Raw genomic sequence first — 20,300 nt, 5'->3', positions numbered from 1 at the left:
GCCGCGGCGGTGCGTTCGCTGACGGTGCCGCCGGTGCAGAGCAGGGTGCCGTCCAGGTCGGTGGCGACGAGACGGGGAGCGGTGCGGGGTTCGGCCGGCGGCGGGGCGGGGGTGGGCGGCGGCCAGGGCCTGCGCCTGGGCGCGCAGGGCCTCGAGCTGCTGCCGGAGGTTCGCGACGGCGGCCGGGTCCGCGGACTTGGTCGTGGTCGCGGTCGTGTTCGTGGCGCCGGGAGCCTGGGGCGCGGTCGGCGTGGTCGCGGACGACGAGGTGGACAGCTGGCCGAGCAGGCCCTGGAGGATGGCCTCCAGGCTGGCGATCAGCTGCTGGATGACGCCGGAGTCGGGGAGCGCCGAGGTCAGCGTCGACAGCAGGTCGGTGATCAGCTTGACGAGGTCGTCGACCGCTCCGAGGGCCGCGGTCGGGTCCTGACCGGCGGGGACCGTGGGGACGGCGGGGGTGCTGGGCAGGGCCGGGAGGTCGGGGAGGGTCGGGACGGTCGGGACGGTCGGGAGGGAGGGGTCGGCCGCCGGGAGGGTGCTCGGCAGCGCCGGGACGGCGACCGGGAGGACGCCGGGAAGGGCGACCGGCAGGGTGTTCGGCGCGGAGGGAACGACGGGGGCGGGGGTACGTGGGACCGCTGCCGCGACGCCTGCGGCGCCGGCGGATGCTGTCGCGATCATGGCCAGCGCGATCGCTGCGGTCAGTGCGGGGCCCATCCGGGTGGCACGCATGGTACTGCTTCCTCTCGGTGCGGATCAGGAGGTCTCCTGCTTCACACCGTGCGGCCGCGCGCTCACCCACAGCCACCGCACGTACGCCGTCCGGTGGCGCGTCGTCCGGTGGCACGCCCTCAGGCCTCGGCCCAGTCTCCCGTGCTGCGGTGCGCGGCCAGTCCGACCGCGTCGAACTCGTCCACCCGGCCCGCGGTGACGTCCGCGCCGAGCCATCGCAGCGCCCGGGAGATCGGACTGCCTTCGGGGCCCCACTCGTTTCCTCCGCCGGTGAGCGGGCCGAGGGCCACCCGCCCGTCCTCCCAGACGGCGGCGCGCTGGGTGCCGCTCCCACCGGAGTACTCGGCCTCGACGCAGGCGATCGGCCCGGCCTTCGACCAGGCGGCGAGCCGCAGTTCGAAGCCGTCCGAGTGCCACCCGAAGCCCGTCCCGCCGCCGGCCTTGGCCACGGCGTCGTCACCCTGGAGCGAGGCCAGCACGGCGGAGGTGACCGGGATCAGGGCCAGCCCCTGCGCCAACGGCACCACCCGGGCCGCGGGGACCTCCGCCGCCGCCACCGTCAGCAGCTCCAACGTGCCTATCAGGGCCTGGAGTTCATAGGACATGCTGGTCATGGTGTCCCACGGCACTGACAGTGGGCGCGGAATTTATGATTCCGTGCCCGCGCCGGTGCCCGCGCCCCCGCCCGCACCGGTGCCCGTGCGCGTCCGGTCACGGCCGGAGCCCGGTTCCGTTCCCCGCCGTCGCCCCGCTCCCGCCGACGGAGCGGGGCGTGCGTCCGCCTCCGGACAATCTTCGCGAAGGGCCGGCACCGGGCGTATTGACCCAACCGTGGGTCTTTCTTACGAGCCGGTCATCGTTCACCCAGGGTCCTTCAAGTTTCCGTTGCTAGTTTCGGTGAGCATGACCAAGCTGCTCAGCCCGGCCCCACCGTCACCGGCGCGGGCCGGGCGACTGCGCCCCCTGACCGATCGCCACCGCCGCGGCGGGCTGGCGAGACTGCGGCTGCTGGCGTGGCCGGTCTACCTGACCGCCCTCGTCTGGTTCGTCAGCACCCAGGGCATGGCCTTCGCCAACGACGTGGTGTTCCTCTGGCTGATCGGCGCGCTGCTCACCGCCGCCGTGCACAGCGGGCACGGCTGGCGCGGTTTCCTGCTGGTGCTGCGCGACTGGGTGCCGGTCATGGCCGTGGTCTGGGCGTACTCGCTGCTGCGCGGCTACGGCGCGCACACCCCGTGGGCCCCGCACTGGCTGCCCCAGCTGCGCGCCGACGAACTGCTCGGACTCGGCGGGACCTGGACGGTACGGCTCCAGCAGGCGCTCCTCACGCCCGGCTCACCGCACTGGTACGACTACGCGGTGACGGCCGTGTACCTCTCGCACTTCCTCGTGGTCTTCGTGCTCCTCGCGGTGCTCTGGCGGCGCGCCCACCACCGCTTCCGGCAGCTGCTCGCCTGCTACTTCACGCTCACCTTCGCCGGCTTCGCGACCTACCTGCTCTACCCGGCCGACCCGCCGTGGCTGGTCGCCCAGCAGGGCAACCTCCCGCCGCTGCACCGGGTGGTCTGGGAGACCATCTCCGCCCTCGGCCTGCCGCAGGCCGACTCGCTGCTGGAGAACGGCAGCCAGTTCGCCAACGACGTCGCCGCGATGCCCTCGCTGCACTCCGCCTACCCGGCGATGCTGCTGTTCTTCTTCTGGCCGACCGCCCGGCCCTGGCTGCGGGCGCTGCTGGTCGCCTATCCGCTCGCGATGGCGTTCACCCTGGTCTACGGCGCCGAGCACTTCATCGTGGACGTCCTCGCCGGCTGGACGTACGCGGCCGTGGCGGTCTTCGGGCTGCGGTGGCTGCGCGACCGCCGTACGGTGCGGGCCTCGGCCACGGCAGACTTGGCCGCGTGAACGCGCAGCCCCCGCCGAACCAGCCACCGACCAGGACCACCCCCGAGCAGCCGACCCGGCCGCCGACCAGGAGCACCCCCGAGCAGCCGACCCGGCCGCCCATGAGGCCCACTCCCGAGCAACTGCGGGCCGCCCAGGACACCACCATCCCGGACGTCATCGGACCGGGCCTGCGGGTGCTGTTCTGCGGCATCAACCCGGGCCTGTGGTCCGGCGCCACCGGCCACCACTTCGCCCGCCCCGGCAACCGCTTCTGGCCCGCCCTGCACCTCTCCGGCTTCACCGAGCGCCGGCTGCGGCCCGACGAACAGGGCGAGCTGCTCGCGCTCGGCCTCGGCATCACCAACGTCGCCCCGCGCACCACCGCCAAGGCGGACGAGCTCACCGCCGAGGAACTGCGCACGGGCGGCGCGGCGCTCGTCGAGCGGGTGCTGCGGCTGCGGCCGGCGGTCCTGGCGGTGCTCGGCATCGGCGCCTACCGGACGGCCTTCGACCGGCGGCAGGTCGTGATCGGACGCCAGCCGGAGGGCATCGGCGACACCGAGGTGTGGGTGCTGCCCAATCCGAGCGGGCTCAACGCCCACTACACCCTGGACGCGCTGGCCGGGGAGTTCCGCAAGCTCCGGGAGAGCCTCGAACGGTCCGGGGCCTGAGCCGCCGGCTCAGAGCGGGGTGACGGCCTTCAGCACCACCAGCAGGGCCACCGCCGCGTTCAGCGCGCACAGCGCCGAGGCCGCCGTACCGACCGCGGCGACCATCGCGGCCAGGCCTGCCGGGGTCTTGGCGGGCGGCCAGTTGCGGGCCGTCGGCACCGGGCCGAGCAGCGCCGCCACCCGGCGCGGCACCGGACCGGGCGCGGCGGCCGGGGCGGCGAAGGCCGCGAAGCCGGGCGCCGGCACGGTGTGCGAGACCAGCGCGGCCCGGGCGACCGCCCGCGCGGTGACCCGCCGGTCCCCCACCGCCTGCGCCGACTCCTCGTCCGCCCAGCGCTCGGCGCTGAACGCCACCGCGGCCTGCAACGGCCGCAGGAAGGGGTTGACGCAGCCGGCGAGCTGGGTGGCCAGCAGGTAGCGGTGGTGCCGGTGGCGCAGGTGCGCCCGCTCGTGAGCGAGCAGCGCCGCGCGCTCGTCCTCGGCCAGGCCGTCCAGCATGCCGGTGGAGACCACCACGCGCCCGGGCGAGCCGGGCAGCGCGTAGGCGTAGGGGCTCGCGTCCGGCAGCACCGCGAGGTCGTCCGCCCCGGCCGGGCCGTGGGGCAGCCCGGCCAGCGCCCGCCGGGCCCGGGCGCGGACCCGCAGGTGCCGCCCGAGGGTCCGGGCGCAGGCCAGGCCGACCGCCGCCAGCAGCCACATCGCCGCCGTGCCGACCGTCTCGTGGTACGGCAGCGCCTGCCGCACCTCCGGGTCGGACCAGCTGTCCGGCAGCGGGTTGCCGGGGATCTGCGCGGTGCCGACGACACCGATCAGCCCGAGGCAGAGCACGCTGCACACCGCCATCACGGCGCTGATCGCGGTCAGCAGCCGGGTCGCGCCGCGCGGGTGCAGGTGCTGTTCGGTGAGCCGGGCGATCGGCACCGCGGTCAGCGGCAGGACGAGCGGGAGGAAGACGAAGAGGCCCACGGGTCAGCTCTCGCGGTCGGCCGCTGCCGGATCGGCGGAGGCGGCGTCCAGCAGCGCCCGCAGGAGCTCCTCGTCGTGCGGCAGCAGCGCGCTGACGAAGCTGGCCAGGACGGCGTCGCGGTCCGCCTCGCCGTCGAGCATCCGGCGCATCCGCAGCGCGGCCAGCCCGGCGGCGTCGGCGGAGGCCTGCCAGAGGTAGGAGCGGCCGGAACGGCTCCGGGAGACGGCGTTCTTGGCGTGCAGCCGGGACAGGATGGTCATCACCGTGGTGTACGCCAGGTCACCGTCCAGGCGTTCCTGGACCCACCCCGCGGTGGCCGGGCCGGGCGCCTGCTGGAGCACCGCCAGGACCTGTGCCTCCAGCTCGCCCTGGCCGCGGCGGCGGGCCGGAGCCTCCCCGGACGCCGGAGCGTGCCCCTCGTCTGCCATGGCGGCCCACTCCCTCCGGATGCCGCGCCCGGACCGACGGGGCGCGGCTTCATCCTAGCGAGCGGGGCCGCCCCGAACGGCTCCCGGACGAGGGTTCGGGGCGGCCCCGCCGGGCCGTCACGCCCGGGCCCGTTGGGTCACCGCGATGCAGACCAGCACGACCACCGCCGTGACCGGTGCGGCCGCGGGCAGGTCCTCGCCCAGCAGCAGCACCGACCAGACCAGGGTCAACAGCGGTTGGGCGAGCTGCAGCTGACTGGCCCTCGGCACACCGATCCCGGCCATCCCCCGGTACCAGAGCACGAACCCGCCGAACTGCGAGACCGCGGCGATGTACGCCAGCCCGACCAGCGCCTTCGCCCCCACCCGCAGCGGCTCGGTGGCCAGGCCGAACGCCGAGGTCAGCACCATCGCGGGCAGCGCGGCCACCACCGCCCAGGCGATCACCCGCGCGCCCGGCATGTCCCGGGAGAGCCGGCCGCCCTCCGCGTAGCCGGCCGCACAGACCACCACGCCGACGAACAGGTAGAGGTCGGCGACGGTCGGCCGGCCGTGGCTCTGCAGCAGGGTGAAGGCGAGCACGGCCGCCGCCCCGGCCAGCGCCGCCGCCCAGAACGCCCGGGACGGCCGGCGCCCGGTGCGCAGTGCGGCGACCACCGCGGTGGCCAGCGGCAGGACGCCGATGACCACCGCCGAGTGGGCGGTCGAGGAGGTCCGCAGGGCCAGCGTGGTCAGCAGCGGGAAGCCGAGCACGCAGCCGCCGGAGACGGCCAGCAGACCGGGCCACTGGCGGCGGGTCGGCAGCGGCGCGGCGGTGGCCAGCAGGTAGAGCACGGCCAGCAGGCCGGCCAGGGCGCCGCGCAGTCCGGTCGAGGTCCACGGGCCGAAGCCGGTCAGGGACCACGCGGTGGCGGGGAAGCTGAGCGAGAAGGAGGCCACCCCGAGGGCGGCGAGGGCGGTGCCGGGGGCGGTGCCGTGCTGAGGTGCTATCGCCCGGGGCAGGGTAGCGCTATCTTGTGCCGTCATGAACGAGCGTAGCAGCGTCACCGAACTCGCCGACAGTCTGCGGCGGGAGGTGGAGCGCTATCCGGAAGGGCGGAAGTTGCCCTCCAGCCGGGTGCTGGTGGAGCGCCACCAGGTCAGCCCGGTGACGGTCTCCCGGGCCATCGCCGTGCTGGTGACCGAGGGGCTGGTGGTCTCCCGGCCCGGCGCGGGGGTGTTCCGGGCGGCGGCCTTCGCCGCGGCCCCGGCGGGCACGGCGGCCCCGGCCGCGCGGCCGGGTGACCTCTCCTGGCAGCAGATCGCCCTCAGCGCCGACCGCGACCCGCGGGACCTGCTGGCCGCGCCCGTCTTCGCCACCCTCCGGGTGCCGCCGCCGGACGTCATCGACCTCAACAGCGGCTACCCGCACGCCTCGATGCTGCCCGAGCGGCTGCTCGCGGGCGCCCTGGCCCGGGCCGGGCGCCGCCCGGGCGCCTGGGACCGGCCGCCCACCGACGGCCTCACCGAGCTGCGCGGCTGGTTCGCCCGCGACATCGGCGGCCCGGCCGGGCCGATCGGCGCGGGGGACGTCCTGATCACCTCCGGCGGGCAGGGCGGCCTGACCGTGGCGATGCGTTCGCTGGCCGCGCCCGGCTCCCCGGTGCTGGTCGAGTCGCCGACGTACTCGGGCATCCTCGCCGTGGTCCGGGCGGCCGGGCTGCGGCCGGTGCCCGTCCCGATCGACGCGGAGGGCGTGCGGACGGACCTGCTGGCCGACGCCTTCGAGACCACCCGGGCGCGGGTGTTCGTCTGCCAGCCGCTGTTCCAGAACCCGACCGGCGCGGTGCTCTCCCCCGAGCGCCGGACGGAGGTGCTGCGGATCGCCCGGGCGGCCGGCGCCTTCGTGGTCGAGGACGACTTCGCCCGGCTGCTGGTCCACGCGGACGCTCCGGCCCTGCCGCGCCCGCTGGCCGCCGACGACCGGGACGGCGTCGTGGTGCACCTGCGCTCCCTGACCAAGGCCGCCTCCCCCAACCTGCGGGTCGGCGCCCTCACCGCCCGCGGCCCCGCGCTCGCCCGGCTGCGGGCCACCCAGGTGGTGGACAGCTTCTTCGTGCCCCGGCCGCTCCAGGAGGCGACCCTCGAGCTGGTCTCCGACCCGGCCTGGGCCCGCCACCTGCGCACCCTCGGCGCCGAACTGCGCGACCGCCGCACCGCCGCCGTCGCCGCGCTCCACCGCGAGCTCCCCGGCGTGCTCGGCGACCACCGCCCCGGCGGCTACCACCTCTGGCTGCGCTTCCCGGACGGCACCGACGACACCGCCCTGGCCGCCGCCGCGGTGCGCAGCGGCGTCCAGGTCACGCCCGGTCGCCCGTACCACGCCGCCGAGCCCCCGGCCCCCCACCTGCGCCTCAGCTACGCCGCCGCCGACAGCCCGGCGGCGGTGGCGGAGGGGGTCCACCGGCTGCGGACGGCGTACGAGGGACTCGCGGGCTGAGGCCCTGTCCGGCCGGCCGTGCCGTGCACGTGACGCCGGGCCGGGCCCGAGCGCCCGCCGGGCCCTCAGCCGCGGTAGCCCGCCATCCGCTCCAGTCGGGCGATCCGCTCGGTCATCGGCGGGTGGGTGGAGAACAACCGGGCGCCGGCCTCGCCCGGGCGGAACGGGCTGGCGATCATCATGTGGCTGGCGGTCTGCAGCTGGGGCTCGGGCGGGAGGGGCAGCCGGCGGGTGCCGGCGTCGAGCTTGCGGAGGGCGCTGGCCAGGGCGAGCGGGTCACCGGTGATGCGGGCTCCGTCGGCGTCGGCCTGGTACTCGCGGGACCGGCTGACCGCCAGCTGGATCAGCCCGGCGGCGAGCGGGCCGAGGATCATGATCGCGAGCATCCCGAACAGCCCGGGGCCGTCCTCGTCGTCGTCCCTCCCGAAGGGGATCAGCCAGGCGAAGTTCACCAGGAACATCACCACGGAGGCCAGCGCCCCGGCGACCGAGGAGATCAGGATGTCCCGGTTGTAGACGTGGCTCAGCTCGTGCCCGAGCACGCCCCGCAGCTCGCGCTCGTCCAGGATCTGCAGGATGCCCTCGGTGCAGCAGACCGCCGCGTTGCGCGGGTTGCGGCCGGTGGCGAAGGCGTTCGGGGCCGGTGTCGGGGAGATGTAGAGCCGGGGCATCGGCTGGCGGGCGCTGGTGGAGAGCTCGCGCACGATCCGGTACAGCCCGGGTGCCTCGAACTCGCTGACCGGCCGGGCGCGCATGGCCCGCAGCGCGAGCTTGTCGCTGTTCCAGTAGGCGTACGCGTTGGTCCCGAGGGCGACCAGGAGGGCGATCACGAAGCCGGTCCGGCCGAAGAAGGAGCCGATCACCAGGATCAGTGCCGAAAGGCCTCCGAGCAGGACGGCGGTCCTCAGTCCGTTGTGCCGGCTGTGCACGTCAGGCCCTCCAGTGGTGCGGTGGGGAAGCCCTTTCTGCCTCGTCCCTCTTGCCCGCTCAACGGGTGGGGCACGGGACCTTGTTCCCTTGTGACCGACGTGACACCCGCCCGGGCCCTGCCGCACTTGCCCGGTTGGGGTCCGCACGACCGCCCGGGAGCCGGCCGGCAGCCGGGAGCCGGGCCGCGTGCGGAGGCCGGCCCGCGTCCGGGATCCTGGATCGCGCCCGGGGCCCGGCCCGCAGCGCCCTCGTCAGGGTCCGCAGGCGCCCGCGAGCCGGCCCGCACCGCCGGCCGGGTCTCGCCCGGGCTCAGAACTTCGCCCAGGCTCAGAACAGGGTGCCGCCGGCCACCTGGAGGACCAGCTGCGGCGCGACCGAGAGCACGACGGCCGCCGAGGCGGTCAGCCCCAGCGTGGCGCCGAGAGTGAGGGGCAGTCGGCGCGGGGCGCCGCCCTCGGTCTCCGCCCGGGCGGCGTCCGCCGGGGCGAACAGCCGGGCCGTCCACAGCAGGTAGTAGTACAGGGCGACGACCACGTTGACGGCCATGACCACGGCCAGCCAGCCCAGCCCGGCGTCCACCGCGGCGCGGAACACCACGACCTTGCCGAACAGGCCGATCACACCCGGCGGCAGCCCGGCCAGGCAGAGCAGGAAGAACGCCAGCGCCAGCGCCGTCCAGCGGTTGCGGGCGAACAGGCCGTGGAAGTCGTCCACGCTGGCCCCGGCCCGGCGGCCGACGGCGGCGACCACCGCGAAGGCGCCGAGGTTCACCACGCCGTAGATCAGTGCGTAGGCGGCGGTGGCTCCGAGCGGGTCGGCGCCGGTGGGCGCGTAGCCGGCCGCGGCCAGCGGCACCAGCAGGTACCCGGCCTGGCCGACCGAGGACCAGGCGAGCAGCCGCACCGCGCTGTACCGGGTGTCGAAGCGCTGCCGCAGCGCGCCGACGTTGCCGACCGTCATGGTGGCGGCGGCGAGCACGGCGAGCGCCAGGCCCCAGGTGTGGGCGTACGGGCGGAAGGCGAGGGTGGTGGCGAGCGCGAGGCCGGACAGGCCGGCCGCCTTGCCGACCACCGAGAGGTAGCCCGCCACCGGCAGCGGCGCACCGGTGTAGGTGTCGGGCACCCAGAAGTGGAACGGGACGGCGGCGACCTTGAAGGCGAAGCCGACCAGCGTCAGCACCGCCCCCGCCTCGGCCAGCGGCTTGAGCTGGCCGGGCGCGTGCTCCAGGCCCTGGGCGACGGCGCCCAGGTGCAGGCTGCCGCTCGCCGCGTAGACGAAGCCGATGCCGAGCAGCATGACGGCCGTCGCGGTCACCGAGGAGACGAAGAACTTGAGCGCGGCCTCCGCGCCGCGGCCGTCCCGGCGCAGCGCGACCAGCGCGAAGGCGGGCAGCGAGGCGACCTCCAGGGCGATCACCATGGTGGCGAGGTCGCGGGAGGCCGGCAGCAGGGCGGCGCCGGTGGCGCTGGAGAGCAGCAGGAACCAGTACTCGCCGCGGGGCAGCCGCTCGTCCTCGACGGTGTGTGCCGACAGCAGCGCCGCGATCAGCGCGCCGCCGAGGGCGATCAGCTGGAACACCAGCGCGAAGTGGTCGGCGACGTACGAGCAGCCGCCGGGGACCGGATTGTCAGTGGTCGCTGTTACGTTCTGCAGGCAGAAGGTCGCCCGGGGTGATCCCCCGGTCAGGGGAAGGAGTGCGATGAGGGCGAGGGCGAGTCCGGCGGCGGTGAGGCGGCCGAGCCACTTCTTGTGCCGTTCGGGCAGGAACAGGTCGGCGACCAGCACGGCGAGGGCGGCCACGGCGGCGATCAGCGGGGGCGCGATCGCCACCCAGTCCACGGACTGGATCAGGCTGCCCGGGTTGGCTACGGCGAGGGAGGTCACAGTGTGCTGCCCCGTGGAGTGAGGTCCGAGTGCGGCGGTCTGGGCTGCGAGCACGGTCAGCCACCCCCGAGGAGGTGCTTGACGGCGGGGTCGGACAGGCTGAGCAGGAGCGCGGGCCAGAGGCCGGCGAGCAGGGTGAGCGCGGCCAGTGGCGTCCAGCTGACGGCCTCGTACGGGCGCAGGTCGGCCAGCTCGGCGACCGGCGCGGGCTGCCGGGGATCGCCCATGCAGACGCGCTTGACCACGATCAGCAGGTACGCGGCGGTGAGGAGGGTGCCGAGGCCGGCCAGGACCATGTAGGTGACGAACGCGGGGCGTGACAGGCCGTCGGCGGGGTGGAAGGCGCCGAACATCGCGAGCACCTCGCCCCAGAAGCCGGCCAGGCCGGGCAGGCCGAGGCTGGCGACGGCGGCGAAGGCGAGCAGCGCGCCGATCCGCGGCGCCCGGCCGTAGAGGGCCGCGCCGGTGGTGCCGGAGAGGGTGTCGAGGTCGGCCGTGCCGTAGCGGTCCTTGAGCGCGCCGACGACGAAGAACAGCAGGCCGGTGATCAGACCGTGGGCGATGTTGGCGAACAGTGCGCCGTTGACGCCCACCGGGGTGAGGGAGGCGATGCCGAGCAGCACGAAACCCATGTGACCGACGGAGGAGTACGCGATCAGGCGCTTGAGGTCGCCCTTGGATCCGGGGCGGGCGAGCGCCAGACAGGCCAGCGAGCCGTAGACGATGCCGACGGCCGCGAAGGCGCCCAGGTAGGGGGCGAGCGTCGCGGTGCCGCCCGGCACGATCGGGAGGAGGACGCGGACCAGACCGTACGTACCCATCTTCAGCAGCACACCGGCGAGCAGCACCGAGCCCACCGTCGGGGCGGCGGTGTGCGCGTCGGGGAGCCAGCTGTGCAGCGGCCAGGCGGGGGCCTTGACCGCGAGCCCGACCAGGATCGCCAGCGCGGCGATCACCTGGGTGGTGTGGCTCAGCCCGCTGCCGTGCGCGGCGGCCAGGGCCTGCATGTCGAAGGTGCCGGCCTTGCTGCCGACCAGCAGGAAGCCGAGCAGCATCACGGCCGAGCCGAGCAGCGTGTACAGGATGAACCGGTTGGCGGCCGGGACCTTCGCGCCGCTCCCCCAGCGGGCGATCAGGAAGTACATCGGGATCAGCACGATCTCGAAGGCCAGGAAGAAGAGCAGGAGGTCCAGCACCGCGAAGGTGGCGAGCATGCCGACCTCGAGCAGCAGGAACAGCCCGACGAAGGCCTGGGCGGAGGGACGGGACTCGTCGGGGGCTCCGGGGGCTCCGGGGGCTCCGTCCCGGGTCTGCCCGCCCGGCAGCCGCTTCTCCGAGTACAGCGCGCAGAGGAAGGTGAGCAGTGCGGTCAGCACGATCAGCGGCAGCGAGACGCCGTCCACGCCGAGGTGGAAGCGCACGTGCAGGGCGGGGATCCAGGACAGGTCGGTGGTGGCCTGCATCCGGGCCGGGTGGTCGTGGTCGAAGCCGGCCGCGAGGGCGACGGCGAGCAGGAACACCGCGCCGGTGACGACGGTGTTCAGCCGCAGCGCCCGCCGGTCCGCGACGGCCCGGTCCGGTCCGAACACCGGGGCCAGGGTGGCCGCGGCGCCGAGCAGGGGCAGCACCAGGAGGGCGATGAGGACCGCGTTCATCGGGTGCTCCTAGGGGCGGTGCCGAAGGCGGAGGTACGGGAGGCGGAGGTATCGGAAGCGGAGGTACGGACGGCGGAGATGCCGGAGGCGGAGGTACGGACGGCGGAGGTACGGACGGCGGAGGTGGAGGAGATCGGCACCGGTTACACCGCCACCAGGACGGCCAGCAGGACGACACCGGCGAGCAGGGCGCTGAGGTAGGTCTGCGCGTTGCCGGTCTGCGCGAGCCGGACGGCCCGGCCGAGCAGGTTGGCGCCGATCCCGCTGCCCTGCACGTAGCCCTCCACGACCTCGCGGTCGAGGAAGCTCACCAGCTGGGCGGCGGCGGCCACCGGGTGGACGAACAGCGCGTGGTACAGCCGGTCCACGCCGAAGCCGTGCCGGGCCGGGCCGAACAGCGGGCCGAGCAGGGTGCGGCCCGGGTCGGCGGTGATCACCTCGACGGCCGGGGCTCCGGCCTGCTCGGGCACCCGGCCCACCGGGGCGGGAGCCGGCCGGCCGGCGGCCGCCCGCGCGGTGGTCGAGCGCCAGGCCCCGTAGGCCGCGAGCACACCGACCACGGCGAGCCCGGTGCCGGTCACCGCGGTGACCCCGGTGGGCCGCAGCGAGCCGCCGTCCAGGAGCGCGGGCAGCCAGTCCGAGCGCAGCCCGGCGACGCCGAAGCCCATGGTCGGCACGGCCAGCACCCAGAGCGGCCAGCGCATCGCGGGCGGTTCGGCGGTGGCCGGGTCGGCCTCGTCCAGCTCGGGCGAGTACGGCGCGTCGGCCTCGTGGTCGGCCACCACGGTGGCGCGGTCGGCGGCGGGCAGCACCTCCGGCGCCGCCGTCGCGGCGCCGGCCGGGCTGTGGAAGGCGACCAGGAACAGCCGGGTCGCGTACGCGCCGGTCAGCAGCGCGGTGAGCCCGGCCGAGATCAGCACGATCCACCCGGCCGCCTCCGGCACCGCGGAGGCCGGTCCGAGCCCGTTGGTCAGCGCCTCGCCCTTGGCGGCGTGCTCGGCGGCGGTCAGCACCGCCTCCTTGCTGAAGAAGCCGGAGAACGGCGGCAGCCCGGCCAGGGCGACCAGCGCGATGCCCATCGTCCAGTAGGCGTCCGGCACCCGCTTGCGCAGCCCCGGGATCCGGGACATCGCGGACAGCGAGTTGGTGTGTGCGGCGTGGATCACCACACCGGCGGCCAGGAACAGCAGCGCCTTGAACGCGCCGTGGCTGACCAGGTGGAACACCGAGGCCTCGCGGTCGCCGCTGGCCAGCGCACCGGCCATGTAACCGAGCTGGCCGACGGTGGAGTAGGCGAGCACCCGTTTCAGGTCGTCCTGGGCGAGGGCGCAGAGCGCCGAGCCGATCATCGTCACGGCGGCCATCACCGCGAGCACGACCAGCGCCGCGCCCGACAGCAGGAACACCGGCAGCAGCCGGGCGACCAGGTAGATGCCGGCCGCGACCATGGTGGCCGCATGGATCAGCGCGGAGACCGGCGTCGGACCGGCCATCGCGTCCGGGAGCCAGGTGTGCAGCGGGAACTGCGCGCTCTTCCCGGCCACGCCGGCGAGCAGCAGCAGGGCGGTCAGCGTGGGGTGGCCGAGCCGTCCCTCGCCCGCGGCCGCCAGCACGTCCGGGATCCGGAAGCTGCCGGCGTCCGCGCCGAGCAGGAAGATCCCGAACAGGAAGGGGACGTCGCCGAGCTTGGTGACCAGGAAGGCCTTGAGCGAGGCCGAGCGGGCGTCCGCCGTCTCCCAGTGGTGGCCGATCAGGAAGTACGAGCAGACGCCCATGACCTCCCAGCCGACCAGCAGCACGATCAGGTCGCCCGAGTAGACCACCAGGAACATCGCCGCGGTGAACAGCGAGACCAGCGCCGCGTACGAGGGGTAGCGCGGGTCCGACTTGAGGTAGGCGGTCGAGTAGACCTGGACGCAGGTGGCGACCACGCCGACCAGCACGGAGATCAGCGAGCTGAAGCCGTCCAGGTGGAGGGCGAGCGCGACGTCCGGTCCGCCGGTGGGGGTGAGCCGGGTGGCGGCGTCCAGGGCCTGTCCGGTGCCGAGCTGGAGGGCGACGACCAGGGCGAGCACGGCCGAGACGGCGACCGGGACGATCGCCAGCGGCCGGGCCAGCCCGGGCGCCTTCCTACCGGCGGCCAGGGTCGCGGCGGCGCCCAGCGCCGGCAGTGCGGGGACGAGGGCGGGCAGGGCGAGGTTCATGCGGCGTTCTGGCCCTTCAGCGCCTCGGCTCCGTTCGGCGCCTCCTCGACCGGGAGCGTCTCGGCCGGGTCGCCGAGCGCGGTGGCCCGGTCGATGTCCGCGGTGCCCCGGGCCCGGAACAGCAGCAGGACGATGGCGAGCCCCAGTCCGATCTCGGCGGCGGCGACGGTGATGGTGAACAGGGTGAGCGCCTGCCCGGCATGCAGCGAGTCGCGCAGCCAGGCGTCGAAGGCGACCAGGTTGAGGTTGACGGCGTTGAGCATCAGCTCGACGGACATCAGCACCAGGACGGCGTTGCGCCGGGCGAGCACGCCGTACACGCCGACGCTGAACAGCAGCGCGGCGAGGACGACGGGGTAGGCGAGGTGCATCAGCTCTCCTCCGACGCAGCGGACGCGGGCGGAGCGGCGCCCTCCCGAGCGGCAGCCCCCGGCGTGCCGGCCCCAGGCGCGTCGCCCCCCGGAGCGGTGCGCGGCGCGGTCGCGGCGACCGTCCCGTTGGACCCGACCGGCCGTCCGGCGCGCACCCGGCCCGCCCGGGGCGCCGGCACCCGCCGCCCCGAGCCGCGCGACAGCACGATCGCACCGACGAGCGCCGCCAGCAGCAGCACGGACAGCGCCTCGAAGGGCAGGACCCAGTGGCGGAACAGGCTGGCCCCGGTGACGGAGGCGGAGCCGCCGCCCTGACCGAGGTCGATCCAGGAGGTCCGGAAGGCGTCGACGACCAGCGTGACGAGCGTCCCGGCCGAGGCCAGCGCCACCACCAGGGCGACCCAGCGGTTCTTGGAGTCGGCGTCCGGGGAGCGGCCGATCGGCGCCTTGGTGAGCATCAGTCCGAACAGCACCAGGACGACCACCGAGCCCAGGTAGATCAGCACCTGCACCCAGGCGATGAACTCGGCCGTGAGCAGCAGGAACTCCACCGCCAGCCCGCCGAGCGCGACCACCAGCCAGAGCGCGGCGTGCACCAGCTGCCGGGTGGTGACGGCGACGACGGCCGAGCCGAGCACCGCGATGCCGACCAGCAGGAAGACGATCTCCTGACCGGTCGGGGACAGGAACGAACGGGCGGCCGGCTCCAGCGAGCCGGTCGCCGCGAGGAGCGTGGCAGCGGCGGTCATGCGTCGTCACCCTTCTCCTCCGGGGCCGCCTCGGCAGCGGCGGCGGCAGTGGCCGCAGCCGCCAGCTTGTCGGCGGCCTTGCGCGCGGCGGCGATCTCCTTCGGCTCCTCGGCCCCCGGGTCCAGGGCCGGCGGCGCCGGGACGGTCCACATCCACTCGCGGAGCTTCTCCCGCTCGTGGGTCAGTTCGAGGATGTCCGTCTCCGCGTACTCGAACTCCGGAGACCAGAACAGCGCGTCGAAGGGGCACACCTCGATGCAGATCCCGCAGTACATGCAGAGCGAGAAGTCGATGGCGAAGCGGTCCAGGACGTTGCGGGTACGGGCCCGGGCGTTCGGCTCGGCGGCCGGCAGCGTCTCCTTGTGGGAGTCGATGTAGATGCACCAGTCCGGGCACTCCCGCGCGCAGAGCATGCACACCGTGCAGTTCTCCTCCAGCAGGGCGATGACACCGCGCGAACGCGGCGGCAGCACCGGCTGGACGTCGGGGTACTGCGCGGTGACGCTCTTCCTGGTCATCGTCCGCAGCGTCACGGCCAGCCCCTTGGCCAGGCCGACACCGGGAAAACTCATGAGATCGCCACCTTGATGATGCCGGTGAGGGCCAGTTGCACGAGCGCGAGCGGGATCAGCCCCACCCAGGCGAAGCGCATCAGCTGGTCCTCGCGCAGACGCGGGTAGGTGACCCGCAGCCAGATGACCACGAAGGCCAGCGCGAAGGTCTTGAGCAGCATCCAGAGCCAGCCGAGCTGGTCCGCCATGGGCCCGTGCCAGCCGCCCAGGAAGAGCACCGCCGTCAGCGCGGACACCACCAGGATGCCCACGTACTCGGACAGCAGGAACAGCGCGAAGCGCAGCCCGGTGTACTCGGTGTACGCGCCGAAGATGATCTCCGAGTCGGCGACCGGCATGTCGAACGGCGGCCGCTGGAGCTCGGCCAGACCGGCCGTGAAGAACACGAAGGCGCCGATGAGCTGCCAGGGCAGCCAGTACCACTGCCAGGCGTCCAGGATCCCGGGCAGCGACAGCGTGCCGGCGGCCATCGCCACCGAGGCCGCCGCCAGCACCATCGGCAGCTCGTAGGACATCAGCTGCGCGGCCGTCCGCAGACCGCCGAGCAGCGAGAACTTGTTCGCCGAGGCCCAACCGGCCATCAGCTTGCCGATCACTCCGACGCCCATCACGGCGAGCACGAAGAACAGTCCGGCGTCGATCGCCTGGCCGACGAACCCGTTCGGGCCGACCGGGATCGCCAGCAGCACGAACAGGTACGGCAGCAGCGAGACGGCGGGCGCCAGCTGGAAGATCCGGCGGTCCGCCCCGGCCGGGACGATGTCCTCCTTCTGGGCGAACTTCACGCCGTCGGCGACGAGCTGCGCCCAGCCGTGGAAGCCGCCCGCGTACATCGGGCCGAGCCGGCCCTGCATGTGCGCCATGACCTTGTGCTCCGTCTGGCCGATGACCAGCGGGAAGAGCAGGAAGACGACGAGGGTGGCGACGCAGCGGAGCACCGTGTCGAGCAGGTTCACGCGCCGTCTCCGTCCTGGTCGGCCGCTCCGGCCGAGGTCCCGTCCCGCTGTGCGCCCTGGTCGCCCTGGTCGCCTGCTGCCTCCGGTCCCCTCGGCTCCTTCGGATCCTTCGGCTCCTCCGGCCCCTTCGGCTTCTCCGGCTGCTCGCCCGACGGCTGCTCGTCGTGGGCGGGCACCGGGTTGTGCCAGGGGGCGTCGGAGGACCGGGGCCGGGCGGGGGCCTTGGGCCCGGCCGCGGATTCGGCGGCGGACCCGGTGGACCCGGCGGCCTCGGAGGACCCGGCGGCCTCGGTGGGCGCCTGGCTGACCGACCCCTCGGACACCGAGCGGGTCCGTCGCGGCCGGTCCGCCCGCACCGGCGGCGCGCCCTCGGCGGGAGCGGCGGCCGGGGCAGCCGGGGCCTCGGCGGCCACCGGCGTCTCGGCACCCGCCTGACTCGCCGACCCCTCGGACACCGACCGCGTCCGCCGCGGCCGGTCCGCCCGAACGGCGGGCCCGCCCTCGGCACCGGCACCGGCACCGGCCGCAGCACCGGCCGCAGCCGAAGCACCGGCCGCGGCACCGGCCGCAGCCGCCCGGGGCGTCCGCCCCGCAGCGCCCGCCGCCCGCGCACCGCGCGCCGGCCGCTCGGCGACCGGCGGCAGGGTGCCCTTGAGCGGCCCCCACTCGTTCGGGTCCGGCACACCGGCCGGCTGCATCTTGCGCCGGGCCGGGCCGCCGCCGTGGTCCGACTCGCCCGGTTCCTTGGCGCCCGGCCAGTCCTTGGCGACCCGCGCCGCGAGCACGAACTCCTTGCGCAGCGGGTGCCCCTCGAAGCCGTCCGGCAGCAGCAGGGTGACCAGGTGGGGGTGCCCGGGGAAGTCGATGCCGAACATCTCGTGGGTCTCGCGCTCGTGCCAGGCGGCGCCCGCGTACACCGCGACGGCACTGGGCAGCGCGGCCCCGTCGCGCGGCACCCGGGTGCGCAGCGCGAGGTGGCGCACGCCCGGCGCCTCGACGGCGGCCAGGTGCGCGACCACGGAGAAGCCGTCGGCGAGCTCGTCGACGGCGCTCAGCCAGTCGAAGAAGGCCAGGCCCAGGACGTCCCGGGCGTTGGTGAGCGCCTCGATCCAGCGCTCGGCCGGGACGTCGACGGTGATCAGCCCGTACGCCTCGGCGCCGGTCGCCCACTCCCCGACCGACGCCGCGTACTGCTCGGCGGACGTCACGAGGCTCCCCCTTCCGGCGAACCCGGCCCGGCGACCAGCGGACGCCGCAGCGCCGCCGGAGGCGCGGTGTAGCGACCGGGCAGGGACTCGGCCGCGATCTTCTCCTGCAGCTTGAGGATGCCCTGGAGCAGCGCCTCGGGCCGGGGCGGGCAGCCGGGCACGTAGACGTCCACCGGGATGATCTGGTCCACGCCCTTGGTCACCGAGTAGGAGTCCCAGTACGGGCCGCCGGAGTTGGAGCAGGCGCCGAAGGAGATGACGTACTTCGGCTCGGGCATCTGCTCGTAGAGGCGCTTGACGGCGGGCGCCATCTTGTCGGTGACGGTGCCGGAGACGATCATCAGGTCGGCCTGGCGGGGGCCGGGCGCGAAGGGGATGACCCCCATCCGGATGAAGTCGTGCTTGGCCATCGACGCGGCGATGAACTCGATCGCGCAGCAGGCGAGGCCGAAGTTGAAGCACCAGAGGCTGTAGCGGCGGCCCCAGTTGAGCACGACCTTGACGGGGTCGGGCGCGAGCCGTGCCAGCGGGCCGAGGCCGCGGCGCTCCACGGCGCCGGGACGGGACGGGTCCGGCAGGCCGAGCGGGACGGGACCGCCCTGGCCGCCGTGCGAGTGGGTGTGCGTCACGTCCATTCCAGAACGCCCTTCTTCCAGGCGTAGAGCAGCCCGACCGCGAGGAACCCGATGAAGAGGAACATCTCGATCAGCGTTCCGGCGCCGTACCCGGCACTGGCGAAGACCGTCGCCCACGGGAACAGGTAGATCGCGTCGACCGCGAAGATCACGTACAGGAAGGCGTACACGTAGTACCGGACCTGGGTGTGCGCCCAGTCCTCGCCCACCGGGTCCACGCCGCACTCGTAGGCGAGGAGCTTCTCGGGTGAGTAGACCACCGGCCGCAGCAGGCGGTTGGCGGTGAACGCCACGGCGACGAAGAGCACGCCGATGACGGCCAGCAGGCCCATCGCGGCGTACGCGTCGAAGTAGCCGCTGCCGACCGCCGGGTCGGCCGCGACGGCAGCCACCTGCTGCCCCTCCATGCCTTCGCCTCCACCTCGGCCGTGAAACCGTCCTCAAGACAGTTCTACGACTTTCCTCGCACGCTCTTAACCCCGGCCAATGCGTGAGTCTAAGGGGACGGCTCCGCTGCCTCCGAACCCCGCCCGCTCCGCAAGACAGCTGGTGGACACCACGGCGCGCGGCCGGGAGCCGGGGCGGGGGGTGGGGATAACCCCCGCCCGGGAAGATGTATCACCCCCATGGCACCGCCCGTCCCCCTTTCGGGAAGCTTGGTCCACCAGCTCGACCGACAGGGACGGATGATCCGATGAAGCCGCTGCACCACCGCGCCCGGGCTGCCATCGAGGAGCAGTACCGCCGGATGGAACACCCGCCGCTGTACGGCGCGCGGATGTGGCACCAGGTCGGGCGGCTGATGCTCAACCTGCCGCTCGGCATCGCCGGCTTCGTCCTGGCGGTCGCCACGCTCTCGATCGGCCTGGGGCTGTCGGTCACCGTGGTCGGCCTGCCGCTGCTGGCCGGCGGGCTGGCCGCCTCCCGCACCCTGGGCGGCCTGGGCCGGCGCCGCGCACGGGCGGCGTACGGCTCGGCGATCGACGACCCCGAGCCGGTGCGGCCGCGCCGCCCGGGGGCGGTCGGCTTCACCATCGCCCACGTCACCGACCTGCTGAACTGGCGTTCCGCGCTCTACAACGTGCTGATGCTGCCGTGGGGCATCCTCAGCTTCACGCTGTCCCTGGTGTCGGTCGTGGTGCTGTGGCCGGTGCTGCCCTGGGTGGTGCGCGCGATGGCGGCGGTCGACCGGATGCTGGTCGAGGCGCTGCTCTTCCCGGGCGCGCTGGCCGAGCGGGTGCGCGAGCTGGAGGACGACCGCGGCACCGTGGTCGACACCGCCGCCGCGGACCTGCGCCGGATCGAGCGCGACCTGCACGACGGCGCCCAGGCCCGGCTGGTCGCGCTGGCGATGGACCTCGGCATGGCCAAGGAGCGGCTGCGCGAGGTGGAGTCCGAGGAGGACATGGCGGCCGCCGCCCGGATGGTCGACAACGCGCACGGCGAGGTGAAGCTGGCCCTGCAGGAGCTGCGCGACCTGGCCCGGGGCATCCACCCGGCGGTGCTCACCGACCGCGGACTGGACGCGGCGCTGTCCGCGGTGGCGGCCCGCTGCACCGTCCCCGGCGGCGTCCGGGTGAACGTCGACCTGGCCGGGAAGGACGGCGAGCCCGAGCGCCCGGACTCCGCGGTCGAGGGCATCGCCTACTTCACGGTCAGCGAGTTGCTGACCAATGTCTCCAAGCACGCGGGTGCCCGGACGGCCTCGGTCGAGGTCTGGCGCTCGGACGACCAGCTGATGGTGCTGGTCCAGGACGACGGCAAGGGCGGCGCCGCCCCGTACCCGGGCAGCGGCCTGGCCGGGCTGGCGGAGCGGATCCGGGCGGTGGACGGGGTGTTCCTGGTGGACAGCCCGGAGGGCGGCCCCACCACCGTGACCGTCGAGCTGCCCTGGCGCACCCGCACCGCCCGTCGCTGACCGCCCCGGGACGGGACGGACGAAGCGCCGGGGCCCCGTCGAGGCAGTGGACGGGGC

At 74.6% G+C, this 20,300-nt stretch carries 19 protein-coding genes and 1 pseudogene; 4 read left to right on the top strand and 16 right to left on the bottom strand.

Annotation, left to right across the window (positions count from 1 at the left end):
• Positions 1-732: pseudogene (locus tag ABT247_RS20675) on the bottom strand (hypothetical protein); the annotation flags it as partial.
• Positions 733-851: 119 nt separating this feature from the next.
• Positions 852-1,337: a hypothetical protein gene (locus ABT247_RS20670; protein ID WP_350744268.1), complete on the bottom strand. Its 486-nt coding sequence runs from the start codon at positions 1,335-1,337 to the stop codon at positions 852-854.
• 298 nt (positions 1,338-1,635) lie between these two features.
• Between ABT247_RS20670 and ABT247_RS20665 the strand changes: the two genes are divergently transcribed.
• On the top strand, positions 1,636-2,634 hold the full coding sequence (locus ABT247_RS20665; protein WP_350744267.1) for a phosphatase PAP2 family protein: 999 nt from the start codon (positions 1,636-1,638) through the stop codon (positions 2,632-2,634).
• A 101-nt stretch (positions 2,635-2,735) separates the two neighbouring features.
• Positions 2,736-3,287, top strand: coding sequence for a G/U mismatch-specific DNA glycosylase (gene mug, locus ABT247_RS20660; protein ID WP_350744271.1), 552 nt, complete (start codon positions 2,736-2,738; stop codon positions 3,285-3,287).
• A gap of 9 nt (positions 3,288-3,296) precedes the next feature.
• Here mug and ABT247_RS20655 read toward each other — a convergent pair whose 3' ends face one another.
• The 3 genes from ABT247_RS20655 to ABT247_RS20645 form a co-directional block, all read right to left on the bottom strand.
• Positions 3,297-4,253, bottom strand: a complete 957-nt coding sequence (locus tag ABT247_RS20655) for a M48 family metalloprotease (protein ID WP_350744266.1) — start codon at positions 4,251-4,253, stop codon at positions 3,297-3,299.
• Positions 4,254-4,256: 3 nt separating this feature from the next.
• Complete coding sequence (locus ABT247_RS20650; protein WP_350744265.1) at positions 4,257-4,682, bottom strand: BlaI/MecI/CopY family transcriptional regulator; 426 nt, start codon at positions 4,680-4,682, stop codon at positions 4,257-4,259.
• A 117-nt stretch (positions 4,683-4,799) separates the two neighbouring features.
• The gene (locus ABT247_RS20645; protein WP_350744264.1) at positions 4,800-5,708 is read right to left on the bottom strand and encodes a DMT family transporter; all 909 of its coding nucleotides are present in this window, start codon (positions 5,706-5,708) and stop codon (positions 4,800-4,802) included.
• Between ABT247_RS20645 and ABT247_RS20640 the strand changes: the two genes are divergently transcribed.
• Complete coding sequence (locus ABT247_RS20640; protein WP_350744263.1) at positions 5,707-7,161, top strand: aminotransferase-like domain-containing protein; 1,455 nt, start codon at positions 5,707-5,709, stop codon at positions 7,159-7,161. The two genes, ABT247_RS20645 and ABT247_RS20640, sit on opposite strands and share 2 nt — an antisense overlap.
• Before the next feature lie 65 nt (positions 7,162-7,226).
• On the opposite strand, the gene htpX is transcribed toward ABT247_RS20640, so the two are convergent.
• The 11 genes from htpX to ABT247_RS20585 form a co-directional block, all read right to left on the bottom strand.
• Entirely contained in the window at positions 7,227-8,090 is an 864-nt protein-coding gene (gene htpX, locus ABT247_RS20635; RefSeq protein ID WP_350744262.1) for a zinc metalloprotease HtpX, read from the bottom strand.
• Positions 8,091-8,418: 328 nt separating this feature from the next.
• A complete protein-coding gene (locus ABT247_RS20630) occupies positions 8,419-9,975 on the bottom strand; it encodes an NADH-quinone oxidoreductase subunit N (RefSeq protein ID WP_350744261.1) in 1,557 nt (518 codons plus the stop codon).
• A 56-nt stretch (positions 9,976-10,031) separates the two neighbouring features.
• A complete protein-coding gene (locus tag ABT247_RS20625) occupies positions 10,032-11,630 on the bottom strand; it encodes a complex I subunit 4 family protein (protein WP_350744260.1) in 1,599 nt (532 codons plus the stop codon).
• A 143-nt stretch (positions 11,631-11,773) separates the two neighbouring features.
• Positions 11,774-13,834: an NADH-quinone oxidoreductase subunit 5 family protein gene (locus ABT247_RS20620; protein WP_350744259.1), complete on the bottom strand. Its 2,061-nt coding sequence runs from the start codon at positions 13,832-13,834 to the stop codon at positions 11,774-11,776.
• On the bottom strand, positions 13,831-14,205 hold the full coding sequence (gene nuoK / locus ABT247_RS20615) for an NADH-quinone oxidoreductase subunit NuoK (RefSeq protein ID WP_350744258.1): 375 nt from the start codon (positions 14,203-14,205) through the stop codon (positions 13,831-13,833). The genes ABT247_RS20620 and nuoK overlap by 4 nt, the downstream gene beginning before the upstream one ends.
• Positions 14,205-14,954: an NADH-quinone oxidoreductase subunit J family protein gene (locus ABT247_RS20610; RefSeq protein WP_350744257.1), complete on the bottom strand. Its 750-nt coding sequence runs from the start codon at positions 14,952-14,954 to the stop codon at positions 14,205-14,207. Before ABT247_RS20610 ends, nuoK begins: the two co-directional genes overlap by 1 nt.
• Positions 14,951-15,526, bottom strand: a complete 576-nt coding sequence (locus ABT247_RS20605; protein WP_350744256.1) for a NuoI/complex I 23 kDa subunit family protein — start codon at positions 15,524-15,526, stop codon at positions 14,951-14,953. Before ABT247_RS20605 ends, ABT247_RS20610 begins: the two co-directional genes overlap by 4 nt.
• Entirely contained in the window at positions 15,523-16,482 is a 960-nt protein-coding gene (gene nuoH / locus ABT247_RS20600; RefSeq protein WP_392902834.1) for an NADH-quinone oxidoreductase subunit NuoH, read from the bottom strand. The genes ABT247_RS20605 and nuoH overlap by 4 nt, the downstream gene beginning before the upstream one ends.
• Positions 16,479-17,690 (bottom strand): NADH-quinone oxidoreductase subunit C, encoded by a 1,212-nt coding sequence (locus ABT247_RS20595; RefSeq protein ID WP_350744255.1) that lies wholly within the window; start codon positions 17,688-17,690, stop codon positions 16,479-16,481. Before ABT247_RS20595 ends, nuoH begins: the two co-directional genes overlap by 4 nt.
• Positions 17,687-18,325, bottom strand: a complete 639-nt coding sequence (locus ABT247_RS20590) for an NADH-quinone oxidoreductase subunit B (protein WP_350744254.1) — start codon at positions 18,323-18,325, stop codon at positions 17,687-17,689. Before ABT247_RS20590 ends, ABT247_RS20595 begins: the two co-directional genes overlap by 4 nt.
• Entirely contained in the window at positions 18,316-18,732 is a 417-nt protein-coding gene (locus ABT247_RS20585; RefSeq protein ID WP_350744253.1) for an NADH-quinone oxidoreductase subunit A, read from the bottom strand. The genes ABT247_RS20590 and ABT247_RS20585 overlap by 10 nt, the downstream gene beginning before the upstream one ends.
• Before the next feature lie 341 nt (positions 18,733-19,073).
• On the opposite strand from ABT247_RS20585, the gene ABT247_RS20580 reads away from it, so the two are divergent.
• Positions 19,074-20,243: a sensor histidine kinase gene (locus ABT247_RS20580; RefSeq protein ID WP_350744269.1), complete on the top strand. Its 1,170-nt coding sequence runs from the start codon at positions 19,074-19,076 to the stop codon at positions 20,241-20,243.
• The last annotated feature ends 57 nt before the right edge of the window (positions 20,244-20,300 follow it).

The sequence above is a fragment of the Kitasatospora sp. NPDC001539 genome, from assembly GCF_040298565.1.
In the GTDB taxonomy this organism is placed as follows: domain Bacteria; phylum Actinomycetota; class Actinomycetes; order Streptomycetales; family Streptomycetaceae; genus Kitasatospora.
Note: the sequence above shows the minus strand (reverse complement) of the source record. Positions and strands in the feature narration are given on the sequence as shown.